Below are 15565 nucleotides of genomic sequence, written 5' to 3'. Positions count from 1 at the left end.
GACCGCCGTCCCTCACGGGACGGTTCGTCGTGCCCGCCACCCCTGACACTCGTCGGGAACGGGCGCGTCGAGACGCTTGAGACCCTCCTGTCACGGACCGACCGTGACCGCGAAGACCAGAGGAGGTGGGTATGAGCCTGCGTCAGTACGAGATCATGATCATCCTCGACCCCGAGATCGAGGAGCGCACCGTTGCTCCGTCGCTCGACAAGTACCTGACGGTCGTCAAGACCGACGGTGGCACTGTCGACAAGGTGGACGTGTGGGGCCGTCGTCGCCTCGCGTACGACATCCAGAAGAAGGCCGAGGGCATCTACGCCGTCGTCGACTTCACCGCGTCGCCCGCCACGGCCAAGGAGCTGGACCGTCAGCTCGGCCTCAACGAGGTCGTCCTGCGCACGAAGGTCCTGCGCCGCGAGGCCTGAGTCCTTCCGTGTCGGTGCCCGTCGCTAGCGTCGGGCCCCAGCATCCGCGGCACCACGCCGCAGCCGAACCTTACGAACGAGCGAGGAGGCCGTCATGGCCGGCGAGACCACCATCACGGTGATCGGGAACCTGACCGGGGACCCGGAGCTGCGCTTCACCCCGTCGGGCGCCGCGGTCGCGAACTTCACCGTCGCGTCCACGCCCCGCACGTTCGACCGCCAGTCCAACGAGTGGAAGGACGGGGAGACCCTGTTCCTGCGCTGCTCGATCTGGCGTGAGGCGGCCGAGTCCGTCGCCGAGTCCCTCACCAAGGGCACCCGCGTCATCGTGCAGGGCCGGCTCTCGCAGCGGTCCTACGAGACCCGCGAGGGCGAGAAGCGCACCGTGTACGAGCTGCAGGTCGACGAGGTCGGCCCGTCGCTGCGGTACGCGACCGCCAAGGTCACGCGGACCCAGCGCTCCGGCGGTGGCAACTTCGGTGGCGGCGGTGGCGGCGGCAACTCCGGCGGTGGCGGCTTCGGCGGCGGCGGTTCGTCGTCCGGTGGCGGCGGCCAGACCGACGACCCGTGGGCCACGCCCGCGGGTGGTGGGTCCGGCGGCGGCTACTCCGACGAGCCCCCGTTCTGATCGGCGCCTCGCACACCTGAACACTCCATCCCCGAGCACGGCAACGCTCGGGGCTCCACAGACAAAGGAGCACCACGATGGCCAAGCCCGTCGTCCGCAAGCCCAAGAAGAAGCAGAACCCCCTCAAGGCCGCCAAGATCGACACGGTCGACTACAAGGACACGGCTCTGCTCCGCAAGTTCATCTCCGACCGCGGGAAGATCCGCGCGCGTCGCGTGACCGGTGTCTCCGTGCAGGAGCAGCGCCAGATCGCCCGTGCAGTCAAGAACGCACGCGAGATGGCACTCCTGCCGTACTCGTCGTCGGCTCGCTGAGAAAGGACTGACCCATGGCGAAGATCATCCTGACCCACGAGGTCACCGGTCTCGGTGCCCCTGGCGACATCGTCGAGGTGAAGGACGGGTACGCCCGTAACTACCTCATCCCGCGCAGCCTGGCCACGCCGTGGACCAAGGGTGCCGAGAAGGACGTCTCCGCGATCCGTCGTGCCCGCAAGGCGCGCGAGATCGCCACGCTCGACGACGCGAAGGCCGTGCGGGACTCCCTGCAGGCCAACCCCGTCACCGTCTCGGCCAAGTCCGGCGAGTCGGGCCGGCTGTTCGGTGCCGTCACCACGGCCGAGATCGCTGCCGCGATCAAGGCCGCCGGTGCCCCGGCCGTCGACAAGCGCAAGATCGAGGTCGCCCAGGCGATCAAGTCGACCGGCGAGTACACGGTGCAGGTCCGCCTGCACCCGGAGGTCTCGGCGAAGGTGACCGTCAAGGTCGTCTCCGTCTGACCTGACGCGCTGATCGCGCTCGAGGCCCCGCACCCAGACAGGGTGCGGGGCCTCGGTGCGTCCGGACTCCGTCTGCGGACGGAGAGGGATCTCCATCCCGGGGCCCTGGGTGGCGCCGGCGGCCGTGCCTAGGCTGGCGGGACCACCACGAGCGGAGGCACGCATGGTCGACGAGCAGCGCGAGCAGGGTGACGGCGACGCGGATGTGAAGGGCGCTCGGGGCGTGCAGAACGGCGCGTTCCTCGCCATCGGCCTGGTGTTCTTCGTCCTGGGCCTGTCGGGGATGTCGAGCGGTGACAGCAGCCGGACCGCGTTCTTCGCCATCGGCGTCGTGTTCATGGCGCTGTCCGCGGTCGGCGCGAACACGTCCGCCAAGGGACGCGAGGGCGGGGGTGGTGGCGAGGCGGCCGCGGTCGACGGCGACTCCGGCCCCGACGGCGGGGGCGGCGACGGCGGCGGGGGTGGCGGCGGGGACGCCTGACCGGGCGTCAGACGCCGACCACCATCCAGCTGGTGCCGCGCGCCCGCAGGCCCGTCGTGACGGCGCGTGCGGCCATGAAGACGACCGCGAACGCGGCACACAGCCAGGCCAGGCCGGCCGCGCCGCCTGGCTGACCCGAGGATGTCGGATGAAGTGATACAGGTCACTCCCGAACGCCTGAGCCGGCCACGCGCGCTCGGGCACGATGTGACGACGTGGGGGCTGCTGACGACTCAGTCAGGGGGTCTCGTTACATGCGTCTGTTCTCGCGTGCTGCCCTGGACGGCCCTGTCGCCCTTGCCCTGATCGGGATGCCGCTGGTGCCCGTCGACACGTCGGCGTCCGGCGCGCCGGACGCCGTGGAGGACGCCCCGGCCGCGGCGGGCGGCGTGGTCGAGCTCGACGAGTCCGGCCTGACCCCGGACACGAACGGGACGGGCTTCTCCGCACGGGCACTGGAGGACACGCTTGCACGCCTCCCGTGACGTGCGGCGCGGCGCGCTCCTCGCCGCGACGCTCACCGTCGCGCTCACGGGGTGCGGAGCGCAGCACGTCGAGCAGCGTGCGGACGACGCGGCACGGGCCGACCTGCCACGGAACGTGGCGGAGGCCCTCGGCTGCCTCGAGTCCCGAGCCCCGGCCCTGTGGGCCGGGGCGTCGGACGCAGGCCTCCTGGCGACGGAGCTCGGCGAGTGCGTGGGCATCAGCGTGCTCGACCGGGACAACGAAGCCGTGCGCACGGCTGACCGCCTGGAGATGTTCGCCGGCACCGTCGCACTCACCACCGACGCGAGCAGCGGGGAACTGGTGCTGGTCCTCTACACCGAGGGCAGCGGGTACGCGCAGGTCGGCGTGACGCACGCGCGCTATGTGGTGGGGACCTGCTGGCAGGTGCCCGTCATGGCATCCGGGCTCGGGGCGCCGTCGGGGGTCGAGTGCTCCAGGGCGATCGTCGATCGTGCGAACCCCGCCGAGGTGGTGCCTTTCGACCAGGTCGACCTCCCGTCGGGTGACGTTCATGGTGCTCGCGAGGTCGTCGAGGGCGGCGTCCGGCACGAGGCGCGCGGCGCAGGCTCCTGACCGGGACGCGCCGGACGCGCCGTCGGCCGGCCGCCAGGGCCCGGCGGAGCACGCCTGACCCCAGCCCTGCGGATGACCCCGTCGCCCTGGCGGGTCCTCCGGAGGGCGGATGCCGGGTCGTTCCGGCGGGGGTCGGCACGACGCGCCGCGCTGACTAGCGTCGAGGACGACGGCGCGGGCGGTTCCGCGACCGCGCTGAGGGAGGTCGACATGGACACGGTGCACGCGTGGACGCGGGAGCAGCTGCCGCTGGCCGCACGGGTCGGGGCGAGCGCTGTGCTGGGGGTGGCCGTCGGCGCGACGGGCGTCCTGCGTGCCGCCGACGACCTGCCGATGGGGGTCGCGCTCCTGACGATGGGAACGGCGGCGCTGGTGTACGCCGCGATGTCCCTCGGCGGCGGCCGGGACCGTCGGCACCACCGGGTCGTCGCCTGACCGACGCTGCGGTGAGGTGTGCCGCGGCGGGTCAGGCGCCGAGGACCATCCAGGCGGTACCGCGGGCGCGCAGGCCCGTCGTCAGCGCGCGGGCCGCCATGAAGACGACGGCGAACGCGACCCACAGCCAGACGATCCCCACGGCGCCCGGCGGCGCCCACGCGTGCACGGCGAGGGCCGCGGGCACGTAGGCGACGAGAGTGACGACGCCCGCCCACGCGAGGAACGGGCCGTCGCCGGCACCGATGAGCACGCCGTCGAGGACGAACACCCAGCCCGCCATGGGAAGCGCCACGGCGGCGACGACGAGGCCGAGGACGGCCGCGTGCTGCACGTCGGCGTCGGGGGAGAAGACCCGCACGTAGAGGGGCGCGAGAGCACCCACGAGGACGCCCAGGACGGCCCCCGCACCCAGGCCCCACTGCAGCGTGCGGCGCAGCACGGCCCGCGCGCGCTCCACGTCGCGCGCACCGAGCGCCTGCCCGACGAGCGCCTGCGCGGCGATCGCCAGGGCGTCGAGCGCGAACGCGGTCAGGCCCCAGACGGCGTTGACCACCTGGTGCCCGGCGAGCGCGGCGGGGCCCAGGCCGGTCGCGGTCCACACGGTCAGGAGGATGGCGAGCCGCAGCGTCGCCGTGCGGACCAGCAGGGGGAGGCCCGCGCGGGCGTTGGCCCAGATGCCGCCTGCCGCGGGGTTCAGGCGGGCGCCGGCCGCACGGGCGCCGCGGACGACCACGACGACGAGCCACGCGGCCATGCCGAGCTGTGCGAGGGCCGTCCCGAGCCCGGAGCCGGCGATGCCGAGGCCCAGGCCGTAGATGAGCACGGCGTTGAGGACCGCGTTGGTGACGGCGCCGGACGCGGCGACGACGAGCGGTGTGCGGGTGTCCTGCAGGCCGCGCAGCGCGCCCGTGGCGGCCAGGACGAGGAGCATGCCGGGCAGGCCGGGCACCGACCAGCGCAGGTACGTCACGGCCTGCGTGGCGACGGTGCCGTCGGCGCCGAGCACCGCGACGAGCCACGGTGCGGCCGCCCACGTGGCGGCGGCGAGGGCGATGCCCAGGCCCAGGCCGAGCCACATGCCGTCGACGCCGGTCTGCAGGGCGGCGCGCAGGTCGCCCGCGCCGACGCGCCGCGCCACGGCCGCGGTCGTCGCGTAGGCGAGGAAGACGCACAGGCCCACGACGGTGACGAGGACCGTCGAGGCGAGCGCGAGGCCAGCGAGCGAGTCGGTGCCGAGGTGACCGACCATCGCGGAGTCGACGAGCACGAACAGGGGCTCGGCGACCAGGGCGCCCAGCGCGGGGACGGCCAGGACGAGGATCTGGCGGTCCGGCGTGGGGGCGGGGGTGTGGACGACGGGGTCGTGCGGACGTCCCTCGGGCGGCCCAGCGGGGGGTGCAGGTTCCGACGAGCCCGGGCCCGAGGTGTCCGACGGGCGGTTCAGACGTCCACCAGGTGAACGTCGGCCGAATCTTCTTCGCTCCACAGCACGTGCACAGCGTATGCGCCGGTGAGACGCCTGACGGGACCACATCACCCGCTCTGTCCACAGGCTCATCCCCAACCTGTGCACACAGGGCTGAAGGGGTTGTCCACACGCTGTCCACCGGCCTGTGCACACACCCGTTTGGGTCCGGGGCGCCGCAGGCCTAGCCTCGCGAAGGCAGGTCCCGGTGGGAGACGTCGTCCCGCAGAGGACGCGCGCGAGGGTCACTGTCGGAGGGTCCCGGTAGAACACGTGTTCCAACGGGTGGGGACGAGCAGGAGTAGGTGACAGGTGACCATCGAGGACCTCGAGTACGGCGCGCCGCCGGACAGCGGGCGCAGCAGCGGCGGTGGTTTCGACCGCACCCCGCCGCAGGACCTCGAGGCCGAGCGGTCCGTGCTCGGCGGCATGATGATCAGCAAGGACGCTATCGCCGACGTCATCGAGCAGATCAAGGGCACCGACTTCTACCGCCCCGCGCACGAGGCGATCTACGACTCGATCCTCGACCTGTACGGCCGCGGTGAGCCCGCCGACGCCATCACCGTCGCGGACGAGCTGACCAAGCGCGGCGAGATGGGCCGCATCGGCGGCGCCGCCTACCTGCACACGCTCATCGCCGGCGTCCCGACCGCCGCCAATGCCGGCTTCTACGCGCGGATCGTGCGTGAGCGCGCCATCCTGCGCAAGCTCGTCGAGGCGGGCACCCGCATCGTGCAGCTCGGCTACGCGACCGACGGCGGCGACGTCGACGAGCTCGTCAACAACGCGCAGGCCGAGGTCTACGCCGTCACCGAGCGCCGCGCGTCCGAGGACTACCTGCCGCTGTCCGAGGTCATCGGCGGCACCGTCGACGAGATCGAGGCCGCCGGCCACCGCGGCGAGGGCATGGTCGGCGTGCCCACGGGGTTCTCCGACCTCGACCGGCTGACCAACGGGCTGCACCCGGGGCAGATGATCGTGCTGGCGGCGCGTCCGGCAATTGGCAAAAGTACCCTGGGAATCGACATTGTTCGTTCCTCGGCCATCAAGCACAACATGGCTGCCGTTGTCTTCTCCCTCGAGATGAGTCGCAACGAGATCACGATGCGTCTGCTGGCCGCCGAGGCACGCGTGCACCTGCAGAAGCTGCGCACCGGTGCGATGGGCGAGGACGACTGGGCGAAGATCGCCGCGACCATGGGTCGCATCAGCGAGGCCCCGCTGTTCATCGACGACTCCCCGAACATGTCGCTCATGGAGATCCGCGCCAAGTGCCGGCGCCTCAAGCAGCGCCACGACCTCAAGCTGGTCGTCATCGACTACCTGCAGCTCATGACGTCCGGCAAGCGCGTCGAGTCCCGCCAGCAGGAGGTCTCCGAGTTCTCCCGTGCCCTCAAGCTGCTCGCCAAGGAGATCGAGGTCCCCGTGATCGCGATCTCCCAGCTGAACCGTGGTCCCGAGCAGCGCACGGACAAGAAGCCGCAGATGAGCGACCTTCGTGAAAGTGGCAGCATCGAACAGGATGCTGACATGGTGATCCTCTTGCACCGCGAGGATGCTTACGAAAAGGAATCTCCTCGGGCGGGCGAGGCGGACTTGATCGTGGCGAAGCACCGTAACGGTCCGACGGACACGATCACCGTCGCGTTCCAGGGGCACTACTCGCGGTTCGTGGATATGCAGATGTAGTTCCCGATGCCGCTGTTGTCGAGATCCCTCCTGCTTTGAAAATCCGCGACCACTTTATTAGTGCAGCTCTGACTACCCGACTTGTCCGGGTGTGGTCCGCGGGCCGCCTGCTCCGCCAGCGGCCACCAGTGCCGCGTGCCGAGCTCGATCCGCGCGCACCACAGCCCCGGCACGACGGGCGCGCCCGACATCGGACGCCAGACGGTGAAGCATGCCACCGGCGATGGCCAGGGATAGTCGTTTGATGGGGTGGGGACGAAGTTGCGGACATAGCCCCACGGGCGAACTTCGGCATCTGGGCCGAGCACGACTGAGGCGAGCGCGTGGGCTGTGTCGTGAGGATCTTCGCCTTCGGCGACGTGGCGCGTGGGGATATCGAGCCGCCCGTCAGGTTCCCGCATCATGCAGAAGAACTCGTTACCGCGAAGGACCATGAGGCGAACCAGACCTGTCGGCTCGTCGGCAGGCGGTTCACCGAGCATCACGTCGGCGCGGCTTCCGGCCGGGAGCCAGCTCGGGTCCGGATCGGATCGGAGCAGCAGGGGAGGCTCGGCCATGGCGTGACGCTACACGCGGAACGCGACGCCACTCCCGGCCTTATCCGCGTGAGGGCACCCTCCAGTGCCGCTCCTCGCGACGGGCGCGAGCACTCGGCTACGCGGCCCGGCGACGGCGGCTGGCAACCACCATCATGACCATCGCGAGGACGGTCGATCCCGCGGCCACCCCGAACGCGACGAGCAGCGCCCTGACGCCCCACAGCCCCGTCTCGTCGCTGCTCGCCGTGACCGAGAACGCGACCGTGAACGCCACGGTCACGGTGAGCGCCGTCCACCACGGCCCGAGCACCAGGGACCCGAGCACGACGACCGCCGCGAGGCTGAGCACGCAGCCCAGCGCCTGCCACGCCTCGTAGGGGCCGCTCGCGACGCCAGTCACCGGGTCGACTTGGTACGTGGTGTCTACGCGAACCACGCGAACCAGCACGCGGCGCTCAGCACCGCGACGAGCGCGGTGCGCCACGCGACCAACGCCCCCCCGCGCCGCGCACGGTCACCCGGCACGTTCTGGTCCGGTCCACCTGTGGACGATTTCAAGACCTGGCTCCGATCCGTCCCGAGGTCGGTGCCCTCTCCCGCTGCCGCTCCTGAACGAGGGTCGTACCCGCACCACCCGCAGAGCGGACGGTACGGGCGCACGGGGCCTCGCCGGGGGGGCTTCTCGTCTCGCGTCGGCTCTCTGTGGACCATGTCGGTCATGTGGGGCTGATCCGGTGCAAGCGGCTGGCGGTGCTTCCATCGCGGACCAGGCGCTGGAGCCGTGCCCGCGGGCTGGACGGTGGGTACCAGCCAGCGACGGGACGTCAGTAGTCCCGCCTACTTTGACCGGCGCCCCGGGCCGGGCCCTCGTCGGTCAAAGTACAACGCTCAGGGTCGGTCAATCTGACGTGCATCTCGACAAGCGCGTGAAGTAACAGGCGTCCCCTGGTGGGATGTCCGACGGGTTTGGCTTCTGTCACGCCCGGCTGCCTGTCACAAGGCGACATGTCGACGTTGTCGAGATGCAAGATAGTTTGAAAACACGGCCGGGATACTTTAAGTACGGCCAGTCCGACAGCTGCGGCTCGCCGGTCATCCGCGCCATGATCGTGCCGAGGGGCAGTCGTGGCCCGTGCCCGGGACCATTAACCACCCACATCCCGACGTCGTCGCCGTCGTCCTCGTGTTGCTCGTCCTCCCACGGCTCCTGTCGTGGCTGGCTTGTCGGTGCTCGGACCTAGTGTGCGGAGCATGACGCGGTATATCGACGAGGATCTGCACGGTGCGGAGTTCCGCGAGTGCGATCTGACCGGGGCACGCCTGATCGGCGTCGTCATGCAGGATGCCGTGATCGACGGGCTCATCACCAACCTCGTGGTGAACGGTGTCGAGGTCACCGAGTACGTCGAGGCAGAGCTCGACCGGCGTCATCCGGTGCGGGTGCTGATCCGCTCCGAGTACCCAGCGGATCTGCGCGAGGCATCGCGTCAGCTCCATGCCGGCTGGGCCGCCACGATCGAGCGAATCCGCCGTACGCCCGGCATCGAGCGCCGCAGCGTGAACGACGAGTGGTCGGCGGTGGAGACGATGCGCCACCTGGTCTTCGTCCACGACTCGTGGTTCCGCCGCTGCTGCCTGGGCTCGACGGAGCTGTTCACGCCGATGGGCATCGGGACGACAGTCGAGCCCTACCGTGGAGCGCACGGGCTTGACCTCTCGCTCGATCCGACCCTCGACGAGATCGTGAGCGTGCGTGACGCACAGGCAGCCGAGCTCGAGGCCTGGCTCGACGAGGTCACCGCTGTGCAGCTCGCATCGCGAGCGCCGGTGCCCGACGACGATGCCTGGCCGCCGTATGCCCGGGGCCGCTCGGTGCGGCAGTGCCTCGGCACGGTGCTCAACGAGACCTTCGAGCACCACCGCTTCTGCGTCCGCGACCTCGACCTGATCGAGGCACAGGACGCTCAGTAGGGCCGGCTACGGACTGAGCATCTTGCGGATGCGGGCATCGCTGACCGCCTGAGCGGTGCCGAGCTGTTGGGCCCGGTGCCGGACGCGGTACTTCTCGAGTACCCGGAGCCTTCGCTGACAATCTGGAACCGATCCGCGAGGCATGGCGACGAATGGGTTTCAAGCCTCAGCAGCTGCCGTCGAGGTCGTCGGTCACGAGCACGCGGGTCTAGGGCGCCATGCCGCTAATGATCCGCACCGCGCCCGGGGCCGTCAGTCCGAGGGGTCGTACTGCAGGACGACGAGGAGCGTGCCGGACCGCGGGACGGCGGAGGTGCACACGTCCCACAGCCACACCCGCGGCGACCGGTGGCACGCCTCGCGCTCGGTGAGGTCCAGGCGCGAGGCGAGCTCGGTGGGTGACTCCCCGGCGGCTCCGCGCAGCGCCTGCTCGACCCAGCAACCGCCCGAGGCGCACACCTCCTCGGTGGACACGACGGTCACGTCGTCGGGTAGCGACGGGCCCTCCCCGAGGGACGGCACCGAGCTTTCGAAGACCTCCGCGGCGAGCGAGCCGAGCACCGACGTCGCGACGCCCAGCCACAGGACGAGACCTGCGGCGACCACGGTGATGAGTGTGATGCGCGGCAGCGCGCGCCGGAGCGAGCGAGTGCCGCCGTCCGCCGCGGGCCCGCCGGTCATGGTCGATCCTGCCGGGGCGCTCATGCGTCGTCACGGTAGGACGTCGCCCGTCACCGGGCACGGCCGTCTCACGCGGTCCCGCACTCGCTGCGCTCACGAGGGCGCCGGCACCGCCCGGCCGGTGGCCGGATGTCGCGGACCTGCAGTACACGCTGGACGGCAAGCGCTACTACGTCGAGTGGGACAAGCCGCTGTGCAGCACGCCGGGCATGACGAAGCGCGGCGACCAGCACGCCGCGCGGATCCGCGCCAACGACACGTCGGCGAAGATCGGCGCGACACTGCTGCTGCTCATCGCCGGCGCGTGCGAGTGAGACCATCCGGCATGGTCGATCCAACGGACGAGCGGTACCTGCTCGACGGTGCGTGGTTCCCGGTGACGCATGGCATCACGTTCCTCGCGGCGGATGCCGCGACGTGCGCGGACGTGCTGGTGTCCTGGCGCGGCCGTGCCACGACAGAGCTCACCGGCGGCGTCTTGCGCACGCGGCGTGTCGAGGGCACGCTCCCGGAGTTGCTGGGCACCTTGCTGCCGCTGAGGACGGCGTACGTGACGCGCTACCTGATGCTGCCGACTGCCGGCGCGCGCTGGACGGCCATGCTGGACAACTCCTGGCGCGGGAGCGAGGCGATCAGCGACGCGGCAGGGATGGCCGCGCAGCCGGGCGGCGTGCGCGGGGTTGGCGTCGTGGACTCCCCGCAGACGTTCGACCGCCGGACCCGGACAGGGTGGTGGGGGGCACGCGGGGTCGCGGTGTTCGACCCGGATCCGAGTGCGAAGTGGGGCGTGCGCGGCTCGATCGTGAAGGTGCAGGTGTCGGACACGGGTCGCCGCTGGGAGCTCACCGAGCCGGACGAGGAGTGGCCGCTTCCCGACCCCCTGGACCGCGAGGCCCGACGCACGCAGGACAAGTTCTCCCGGGCGTCGCTCCTGCGGGTCGTGGACTCGCTCGGTATCCGCCTCCACGACGAGAGCTTCTACGCCCCGGACGGGTGGGGGGTGCTCGTCGAGCTGGTCGGCGGGCGTGGCGTGCCGGGCCGTGAGCGCACCCTCGCCCAGGCGCAGGCGCACGACTTCGCGGAGGAACGCTGACGGACAGAGCACCACGCTGACAGGCGGCTTCTACGCCGCACGGTGGCATCACTCGCCCGAGACGAGATCACGCAGCATCAGGCGCGGGCCATGCGTCGCCATGTCGGCGCTCGTCAACCACGCCGTACTTTGACCGATCGCGGTGCACGACACCTCAGTGTTCAAAGTGCGTCGCATCCCAACGATCCGTCTGTGCTGCATCTCGACACGAGATCCCTCCTGCTTTGAAAATCCGCGACCTCTCTATTAAGTGCAGCGCCTGAAGTAACAGGCGTCCCCTGGTGCGCTGTCCACGTCGTGCGCGAGGCCGGCTCCGCGCTCGGTCTCCGGGCCCGGCCATATCCGGGTGCGGCCGACGTTGCGCTCTGCTAGACCTGGGTGACGGTCGACCTCCGCGTGGGAGGCACGCCAGAGCGGCCGCAGGAGGCACCGATGTCACGTGTGCTGTGGACCGTCTGGCTCGCCGGGGTCACCGACTCCGACAACTACTACAAGTCGACGACGGTGCGCTTCCTGCCCACCGACGTGGTCGCGACCATCGCGGTGTCCGCGTTCCGGGCCGAGCTTCCCGCCCGGGACAACCTCATCCGGCCCGAGGTGGACGCCTGGATCACCGAGGAGATCCCCGCCGACCAGTGGGGCTCTCACCGGTACGGGTCCTCGAACTCCCGCTGGGCGGACGGCATCAGCGAGCTGACGTTCAACATCCGGGTGTCGCGGGCAGCGACCGCCGCCACGGGGATCGTGCACGATCGCCGCGACTCGGTCTCCAGCACACGCGCCGCACAGGTGCTCGAACGGGCGCTGGTGGACCGGGACACCGGCGCCATCCACCGCCTGCACACCGACATCACCCTGGAGGGCGCGACCCCCGTCGACGTCGAGGCGCTCGAGGCGGTCCTGGTACGCGGAACCCGTCTGAGCGTGGTGGGTGCGGAGCCCTTGTCCGACGAGGCGGGCGTGCTCGCGCCGCGCTACGACCCCGACCGAGATCGCGTCGTGTTCGAGCCGCCGCCCGCCCGCGGCACCTGACCCGGCTGAGGTAAGGGCCCGAGGGCGTCGAGATGCCCGAGGCGGAGGGTCCCGGCGAGGGCTGAGTCGCGGTCCGCAGACCAGTTGTCACGGGCTCAGCTACCGCGCCTGGTCCCTGTGACAGCGTGGCGGGTCCTCCGTGCTTTGACCGATGGCGGCGCCGAGTTCCCTGTCGGTCAAAGTAGCCTGCACGGGGTCGGTCAATCTGCGCCGCATCTCGACGCGAGATCCCTTGGACCAGGTCCGTCGTCGCGTTGGACATGAGTCGACACCGCGGTCCGACTGAGGGCACGGTGACCGTCGAGATGCCGGTCCGGGTAGGTCGTCGACATCTCGAGGTCGCGTCCAGGCCCGCCCCGCCCACCTCGCGCGGTCTTCGATGGGACGGCCTCGGTGTTGACGCCGTCCGTACGCTGGACGGATGTCCATGGAGATCTTCGTGCGTCTGCCCGCCGCCAGCAGGAAGGTCACTCTCGACGTCGAGAGCTCGGACTCCATCGAGGCCGTGAAGCAGAAGATCCAGGACAAGGAAGGGATCCCGCCCGACCAGCAGCGGCTGTTCTACGCCGGCAAGGAGCTGCACGACGGTCGGACCCTCGCGGACTACAACATCCAGAAGGAGTCCACGCTCGAGCTGGTGACGACGGTCGTGGCCGAGCCGATCACAGGGCTCTCCGCGACCGCGACCAGCCAGAGCACCCTCACGGTCACGTGGACCGCGAACGACGCGGCCACCACCGGCTACACGGTGCGCTGGTCCGGGGACGGCGGTGTCACCTGGGCGGACAGCGTCGCGACGACCGGCACCTCACTGTCCGTCACCGGCCTGGCTCCCTCGACCACCTATCGGGTCGAGGTCGCGATCACCGGCGGGGATGCCGCGCTGGCTGCGCAGACCTCGGCCACGACCGACGCGGCTGTCGTCGTCCCCGTCCCGGAGCCGTCCGCGACCACCGCCCAGCCGTCACCGGCCCCGTCCCCCTCCACGTCTGCGGTGGCGCCCGCCGACCCAGCGTCACCCGCACCGCCGATTCAGGCAGCGCCGGGTGCCACCGGCCAGACCGCGGCGGCCAGCGACGACCACGCACACTCGCTCGCAGCCACGGGCCCGTCGATGGATGTGCTGCTCGTCGCGCTCCTCACCGTCGCCCTCGGAGCCGCCCTTCTGCGCACGAGCCGACGCGGCACTCGCTCCGACTGAGATCGGGGCGCCGCGCACCTGGAGGGCTGACCGACGACGAAGCGGTGGTGGTCACGCTCGGCCTGCTCCACCGCGCAGAACACCCCGTTGTGATGTGTCGGCACCCCTTTCACTGCGCGCGCACCGCGCGCACCCGCTGCGTGTCCGCGGCCGTCCACCCTCGGGTGCGCCACGCCCGCCCATCCGTCGAGGACCAGCCCGTCGTAGTTGTGCCCGTAGCGAGCAGCTGACGTGCACGAGAGCCCAGGCCGCGACACGACGGAATCAGGGCATGGGCTGAGCCTACGCATATCCGGCGCTCAACCCGATCGGGCGTCCAGAGGCCGCACGTCTCGTGTTCCGTACTTTGACCGAGACCTCGGCGCGACGTGGCGTCGGTCAAAGTACGCCGCTTGGCGGCGGCCAGGGTCTGGCACATCTCGACAGCCGCTTGTCGAGATGCACGATTGTGTGACTGAGGCAGGAATGAGCGGCCCGTGCGGCTCCTCACGGGGGCACCAAGAGGCCACGAACGCGCGGGGCGCGTCGTGACCTCTTGGTGCATTCCGGCGTGATGACCGGAGCGGGTGGTACGAGCCCCTACCGCCGGCGGGAGCTCCCCCCACGCCCCCGCCAGCCGCCGTTCACCGGCGACGCGCCGCCGACCCCTCCCAGGTGCAGCGCGAGGCAGAACAGACCGGCAAACATCAGCGTCTGTGGGGTCAGAGCGTCCCCGACGTTCGCCTCGACGAGGTCGAGGAGCAGGGCGAGGGCGAAGATCACGGCAGCGACGAGCGCAAGCATGAGCACTCCAAGGGAAGGGTCCGGCGAGCCTGCCGGAGTGTCCGAATGCTCCCGGTGATTCGGAAGCACCCGGATCATGGCCTACGGTCACGACGCCCGCGAGTCGGAGAAGAGCACCGAGGGCGCGAGGGACTCAGGTGGGTCGCTCGACGGCAGCTGCCCGGAGCGTGTTCCGCCGCGCCAGTCCCACGAGGGCGGCCACGTGGCCACGGGTCTCCGGGCGCATGCCGGAGCGCCACCGGGCCTCGATCCGGACAGGGCGCAGCGAGAACGGCGGGTCGCGACAGACCAGATCACCGGAGTCCATCGCATGGGCTCGCACACCCGCGCGACCATCGCCGAGCCGGCTGGCACGGGAGGACACCGTGACCTCGCCCGGGGTCAGGCTCCGGCGCGTTTAGGTTGTTGCCCATGCGCTTTGAGGTCGACGCGATCCTGTTCGACATCGACGGGACGTTGGTGGACTCGACCGGGGCGGTCGTGCGGGCCTGGGAGGCGTGGTCGGCGGCGCGGGGGATCGACCCTGCGGAGGTTCTCCGGGTCTGTCACGGGCGCCGCTCGGAGGACACGGTGGCTGAGTTTCTTCCGAGCGACCAACGCGCCGCGGCGGTTGCCGAGCTTGAGCGCTTGGAGCTGGCCGACCTCGGTGATGTGACCGCACTCCCTGCCACGCGTGACCTGTTGTCGGCCCTTCCAGAGGGCCGGTGGGCCGCGGTGACTTCCGGGTCACGGGCGCTCATGCGTGCGCGACTGGCGGCTGCGGGGCTTCCGGTTCCTGACGTGTTGGTAGCGGCCGAAGATGTGCGGCTCGGCAAGCCCGACCCGCAGGGGTACCTTCAGGCGGCCCGGGCGCTCGGATTCGACATTCGCCGGTGCCTCGTCGTCGAAGATGCGCCAGCCGGCCTGGAGGCCGGTCGCGCCGCAGGGGCCCATGTGCTCGCGGTGGTGACATCCCATTCGTCTCAGGACCTCTGCGCTGCAGACGCGGTCATACCTGACCTCAGGGCGTTCACCGTGGAGGCTTCCGCCAGTGGCCTGATGATCAGCACGGCAGTCGGGCCTCGCGCGGACCCCTTGATCTGACCGCCGGTCGGATTTACCGCCATCCGGTCAAAGTAGCCCGCTCAACGGCCATCAACCTGCCTCGCATCTCGACACCGCCTGCCCGTGCGGCTTCTCCCGTGCATTCCGGCGTGATGACGGGAGCGGGTGGTACGAGCCCCTGCCGCCGGCGGTAACTCCCCCCACGGCCCCGCCAGCCACCGTTCACCGGCGGCG

19 protein-coding genes are annotated in these 15565 nt (G+C 70.8%); 14 read left to right on the top strand and 5 right to left on the bottom strand.

What is annotated here, in order from left to right; all coding sequences use genetic code 11:
- Positions 1-131 precede the first annotated feature (131 nt).
- The 8 genes from rpsF to KKR89_RS17920 all read left to right on the top strand — a co-directional run bounded on the left by rpsF (position 132) and on the right by KKR89_RS17920 (position 3827).
- Complete coding sequence (gene rpsF / locus KKR89_RS17955; RefSeq protein WP_191783233.1) at positions 132-425, top strand: 30S ribosomal protein S6; 294 nt, start codon at positions 132-134, stop codon at positions 423-425.
- A 94-nt stretch (positions 426-519) separates the two neighbouring features.
- Positions 520-1053, top strand: coding sequence for a single-stranded DNA-binding protein (locus KKR89_RS17950; protein ID WP_191783234.1), 534 nt, complete (start codon positions 520-522; stop codon positions 1051-1053).
- Positions 1054-1130: 77 nt separating this feature from the next.
- A complete protein-coding gene (gene rpsR, locus KKR89_RS17945; RefSeq protein WP_062101988.1) occupies positions 1131-1367 on the top strand; it encodes a 30S ribosomal protein S18 in 237 nt (78 codons plus the stop codon).
- Between the two features lie 14 nt (positions 1368-1381).
- Positions 1382-1831, top strand: a complete 450-nt coding sequence (gene rplI, locus KKR89_RS17940) for a 50S ribosomal protein L9 (protein ID WP_208196663.1) — start codon at positions 1382-1384, stop codon at positions 1829-1831.
- Positions 1832-1994: 163 nt separating this feature from the next.
- A complete protein-coding gene (locus tag KKR89_RS17935) occupies positions 1995-2312 on the top strand; it encodes a hypothetical protein (protein ID WP_208196662.1) in 318 nt (105 codons plus the stop codon).
- A gap of 311 nt (positions 2313-2623) precedes the next feature.
- A complete protein-coding gene (locus KKR89_RS17930) occupies positions 2624-2797 on the top strand; it encodes a hypothetical protein (protein WP_208196661.1) in 174 nt (57 codons plus the stop codon).
- Positions 2781-3392, top strand: a complete 612-nt coding sequence (locus tag KKR89_RS17925) for a hypothetical protein (RefSeq protein ID WP_208196660.1) — start codon at positions 2781-2783, stop codon at positions 3390-3392. Before KKR89_RS17930 ends, KKR89_RS17925 begins: the two co-directional genes overlap by 17 nt.
- A gap of 210 nt (positions 3393-3602) precedes the next feature.
- Positions 3603-3827, top strand: coding sequence for a hypothetical protein (locus KKR89_RS17920; protein WP_208196659.1), 225 nt, complete (start codon positions 3603-3605; stop codon positions 3825-3827).
- 31 nt (positions 3828-3858) lie between these two features.
- Here KKR89_RS17920 and KKR89_RS17915 read toward each other — a convergent pair whose 3' ends face one another.
- On the bottom strand, positions 3859-5151 hold the full coding sequence (locus KKR89_RS17915; RefSeq protein WP_251141119.1) for an MATE family efflux transporter: 1293 nt from the start codon (positions 5149-5151) through the stop codon (positions 3859-3861).
- Between the two features lie 456 nt (positions 5152-5607).
- Between KKR89_RS17915 and dnaB the strand changes: the two genes are divergently transcribed.
- Positions 5608-6987 carry a replicative DNA helicase gene (gene dnaB, locus KKR89_RS17910; RefSeq protein WP_208196658.1) on the top strand — a complete coding sequence of 460 codons (1380 nt, stop codon included), beginning with the start codon at positions 5608-5610 and terminating at the stop codon, positions 6985-6987.
- On the opposite strand, the gene KKR89_RS17905 is transcribed toward dnaB, so the two are convergent.
- A complete protein-coding gene (locus tag KKR89_RS17905) occupies positions 6957-7544 on the bottom strand; it encodes an NUDIX hydrolase (RefSeq protein WP_208196657.1) in 588 nt (195 codons plus the stop codon). The two genes, dnaB and KKR89_RS17905, sit on opposite strands and share 31 nt — an antisense overlap.
- Before the next feature lie 97 nt (positions 7545-7641).
- Positions 7642-7926 (bottom strand): hypothetical protein, encoded by a 285-nt coding sequence (locus KKR89_RS17900; RefSeq protein ID WP_208196656.1) that lies wholly within the window; start codon positions 7924-7926, stop codon positions 7642-7644.
- 851 nt (positions 7927-8777) lie between these two features.
- Here KKR89_RS17900 and KKR89_RS17895 point away from each other — a divergent pair.
- A complete protein-coding gene (locus tag KKR89_RS17895; RefSeq protein ID WP_208196655.1) occupies positions 8778-9497 on the top strand; it encodes a DinB family protein in 720 nt (239 codons plus the stop codon).
- Between the two features lie 252 nt (positions 9498-9749).
- On the opposite strand, the gene KKR89_RS17890 is transcribed toward KKR89_RS17895, so the two are convergent.
- On the bottom strand, positions 9750-10202 hold the full coding sequence (locus KKR89_RS17890) for a hypothetical protein (protein ID WP_208196654.1): 453 nt from the start codon (positions 10200-10202) through the stop codon (positions 9750-9752).
- 301 nt (positions 10203-10503) lie between these two features.
- On the opposite strand from KKR89_RS17890, the gene KKR89_RS17885 reads away from it, so the two are divergent.
- The 3 genes from KKR89_RS17885 (at position 10504) to KKR89_RS17875 (ending at position 13504) form a co-directional block, all read left to right on the top strand.
- Positions 10504-11271, top strand: coding sequence for a hypothetical protein (locus KKR89_RS17885; protein WP_208196653.1), 768 nt, complete (start codon positions 10504-10506; stop codon positions 11269-11271).
- A gap of 432 nt (positions 11272-11703) precedes the next feature.
- Entirely contained in the window at positions 11704-12303 is a 600-nt protein-coding gene (locus KKR89_RS17880) for a hypothetical protein (RefSeq protein WP_208196652.1), read from the top strand.
- Positions 12304-12724: 421 nt separating this feature from the next.
- The gene (locus KKR89_RS17875; protein ID WP_208196651.1) at positions 12725-13504 is read left to right on the top strand and encodes a ubiquitin-like protein; all 780 of its coding nucleotides are present in this window, start codon (positions 12725-12727) and stop codon (positions 13502-13504) included.
- Positions 13505-14083: 579 nt separating this feature from the next.
- On the opposite strand, the gene KKR89_RS17870 is transcribed toward KKR89_RS17875, so the two are convergent.
- A complete protein-coding gene (locus KKR89_RS17870) occupies positions 14084-14287 on the bottom strand; it encodes a hypothetical protein (RefSeq protein WP_208196650.1) in 204 nt (67 codons plus the stop codon).
- A gap of 411 nt (positions 14288-14698) precedes the next feature.
- Here KKR89_RS17870 and KKR89_RS17865 point away from each other — a divergent pair, with 411 nt between their 5' ends.
- Positions 14699-15370, top strand: a complete 672-nt coding sequence (locus KKR89_RS17865; protein WP_208196649.1) for an HAD-IA family hydrolase — start codon at positions 14699-14701, stop codon at positions 15368-15370.
- Positions 15371-15565 lie beyond the last annotated feature (195 nt).

The organism is Cellulomonas dongxiuzhuiae (assembly GCF_018623035.1).
GTDB classification, from domain to species: Bacteria; Actinomycetota; Actinomycetes; order Actinomycetales; family Cellulomonadaceae; genus Cellulomonas; species Cellulomonas dongxiuzhuiae.
This window is presented reverse-complemented; position numbering and strand designations above follow the sequence as displayed.

Bases quoted from the DNA above. Each gene is read 5' to 3' on its own strand.
- rpsF (WP_191783233.1), top strand. From the start codon at position 132: ATGAGCCTGCGTCAGTACGAGATCATGATCATCCTCGACCCCGAGATC.
- KKR89_RS17950 (WP_191783234.1), top strand. From the start codon at position 520: ATGGCCGGCGAGACCACCATCACGGTGATCGGGAACCTGACCGGGGAC.
- rpsR (WP_062101988.1), top strand. From the start codon at position 1,131: ATGGCCAAGCCCGTCGTCCGCAAGCCCAAGAAGAAGCAGAACCCCCTC.
- rplI (WP_208196663.1), top strand. From the start codon at position 1,382: ATGGCGAAGATCATCCTGACCCACGAGGTCACCGGTCTCGGTGCCCCT.
- KKR89_RS17935 (WP_208196662.1), top strand. From the start codon at position 1,995: ATGGTCGACGAGCAGCGCGAGCAGGGTGACGGCGACGCGGATGTGAAG.
- KKR89_RS17930 (WP_208196661.1), top strand. From the start codon at position 2,624: ATGCCGCTGGTGCCCGTCGACACGTCGGCGTCCGGCGCGCCGGACGCC.
- KKR89_RS17920 (WP_208196659.1), top strand. From the start codon at position 3,603: ATGGACACGGTGCACGCGTGGACGCGGGAGCAGCTGCCGCTGGCCGCA.
- KKR89_RS17905 (WP_208196657.1), bottom strand. From the start codon at position 7,544: ATGGCCGAGCCTCCCCTGCTGCTCCGATCCGATCCGGACCCGAGCTGG.
- KKR89_RS17895 (WP_208196655.1), top strand. From the start codon at position 8,778: ATGACGCGGTATATCGACGAGGATCTGCACGGTGCGGAGTTCCGCGAG.
- KKR89_RS17890 (WP_208196654.1), bottom strand. From the start codon at position 10,202: ATGAGCGCCCCGGCAGGATCGACCATGACCGGCGGGCCCGCGGCGGAC.
- KKR89_RS17885 (WP_208196653.1), top strand. From the start codon at position 10,504: ATGGTCGATCCAACGGACGAGCGGTACCTGCTCGACGGTGCGTGGTTC.
- KKR89_RS17880 (WP_208196652.1), top strand. From the start codon at position 11,704: ATGTCACGTGTGCTGTGGACCGTCTGGCTCGCCGGGGTCACCGACTCC.
- KKR89_RS17875 (WP_208196651.1), top strand. From the start codon at position 12,725: ATGTCCATGGAGATCTTCGTGCGTCTGCCCGCCGCCAGCAGGAAGGTC.
- KKR89_RS17870 (WP_208196650.1), bottom strand. From the start codon at position 14,287: ATGCTTGCGCTCGTCGCTGCCGTGATCTTCGCCCTCGCCCTGCTCCTC.
- KKR89_RS17865 (WP_208196649.1), top strand. From the start codon at position 14,699: ATGCGCTTTGAGGTCGACGCGATCCTGTTCGACATCGACGGGACGTTG.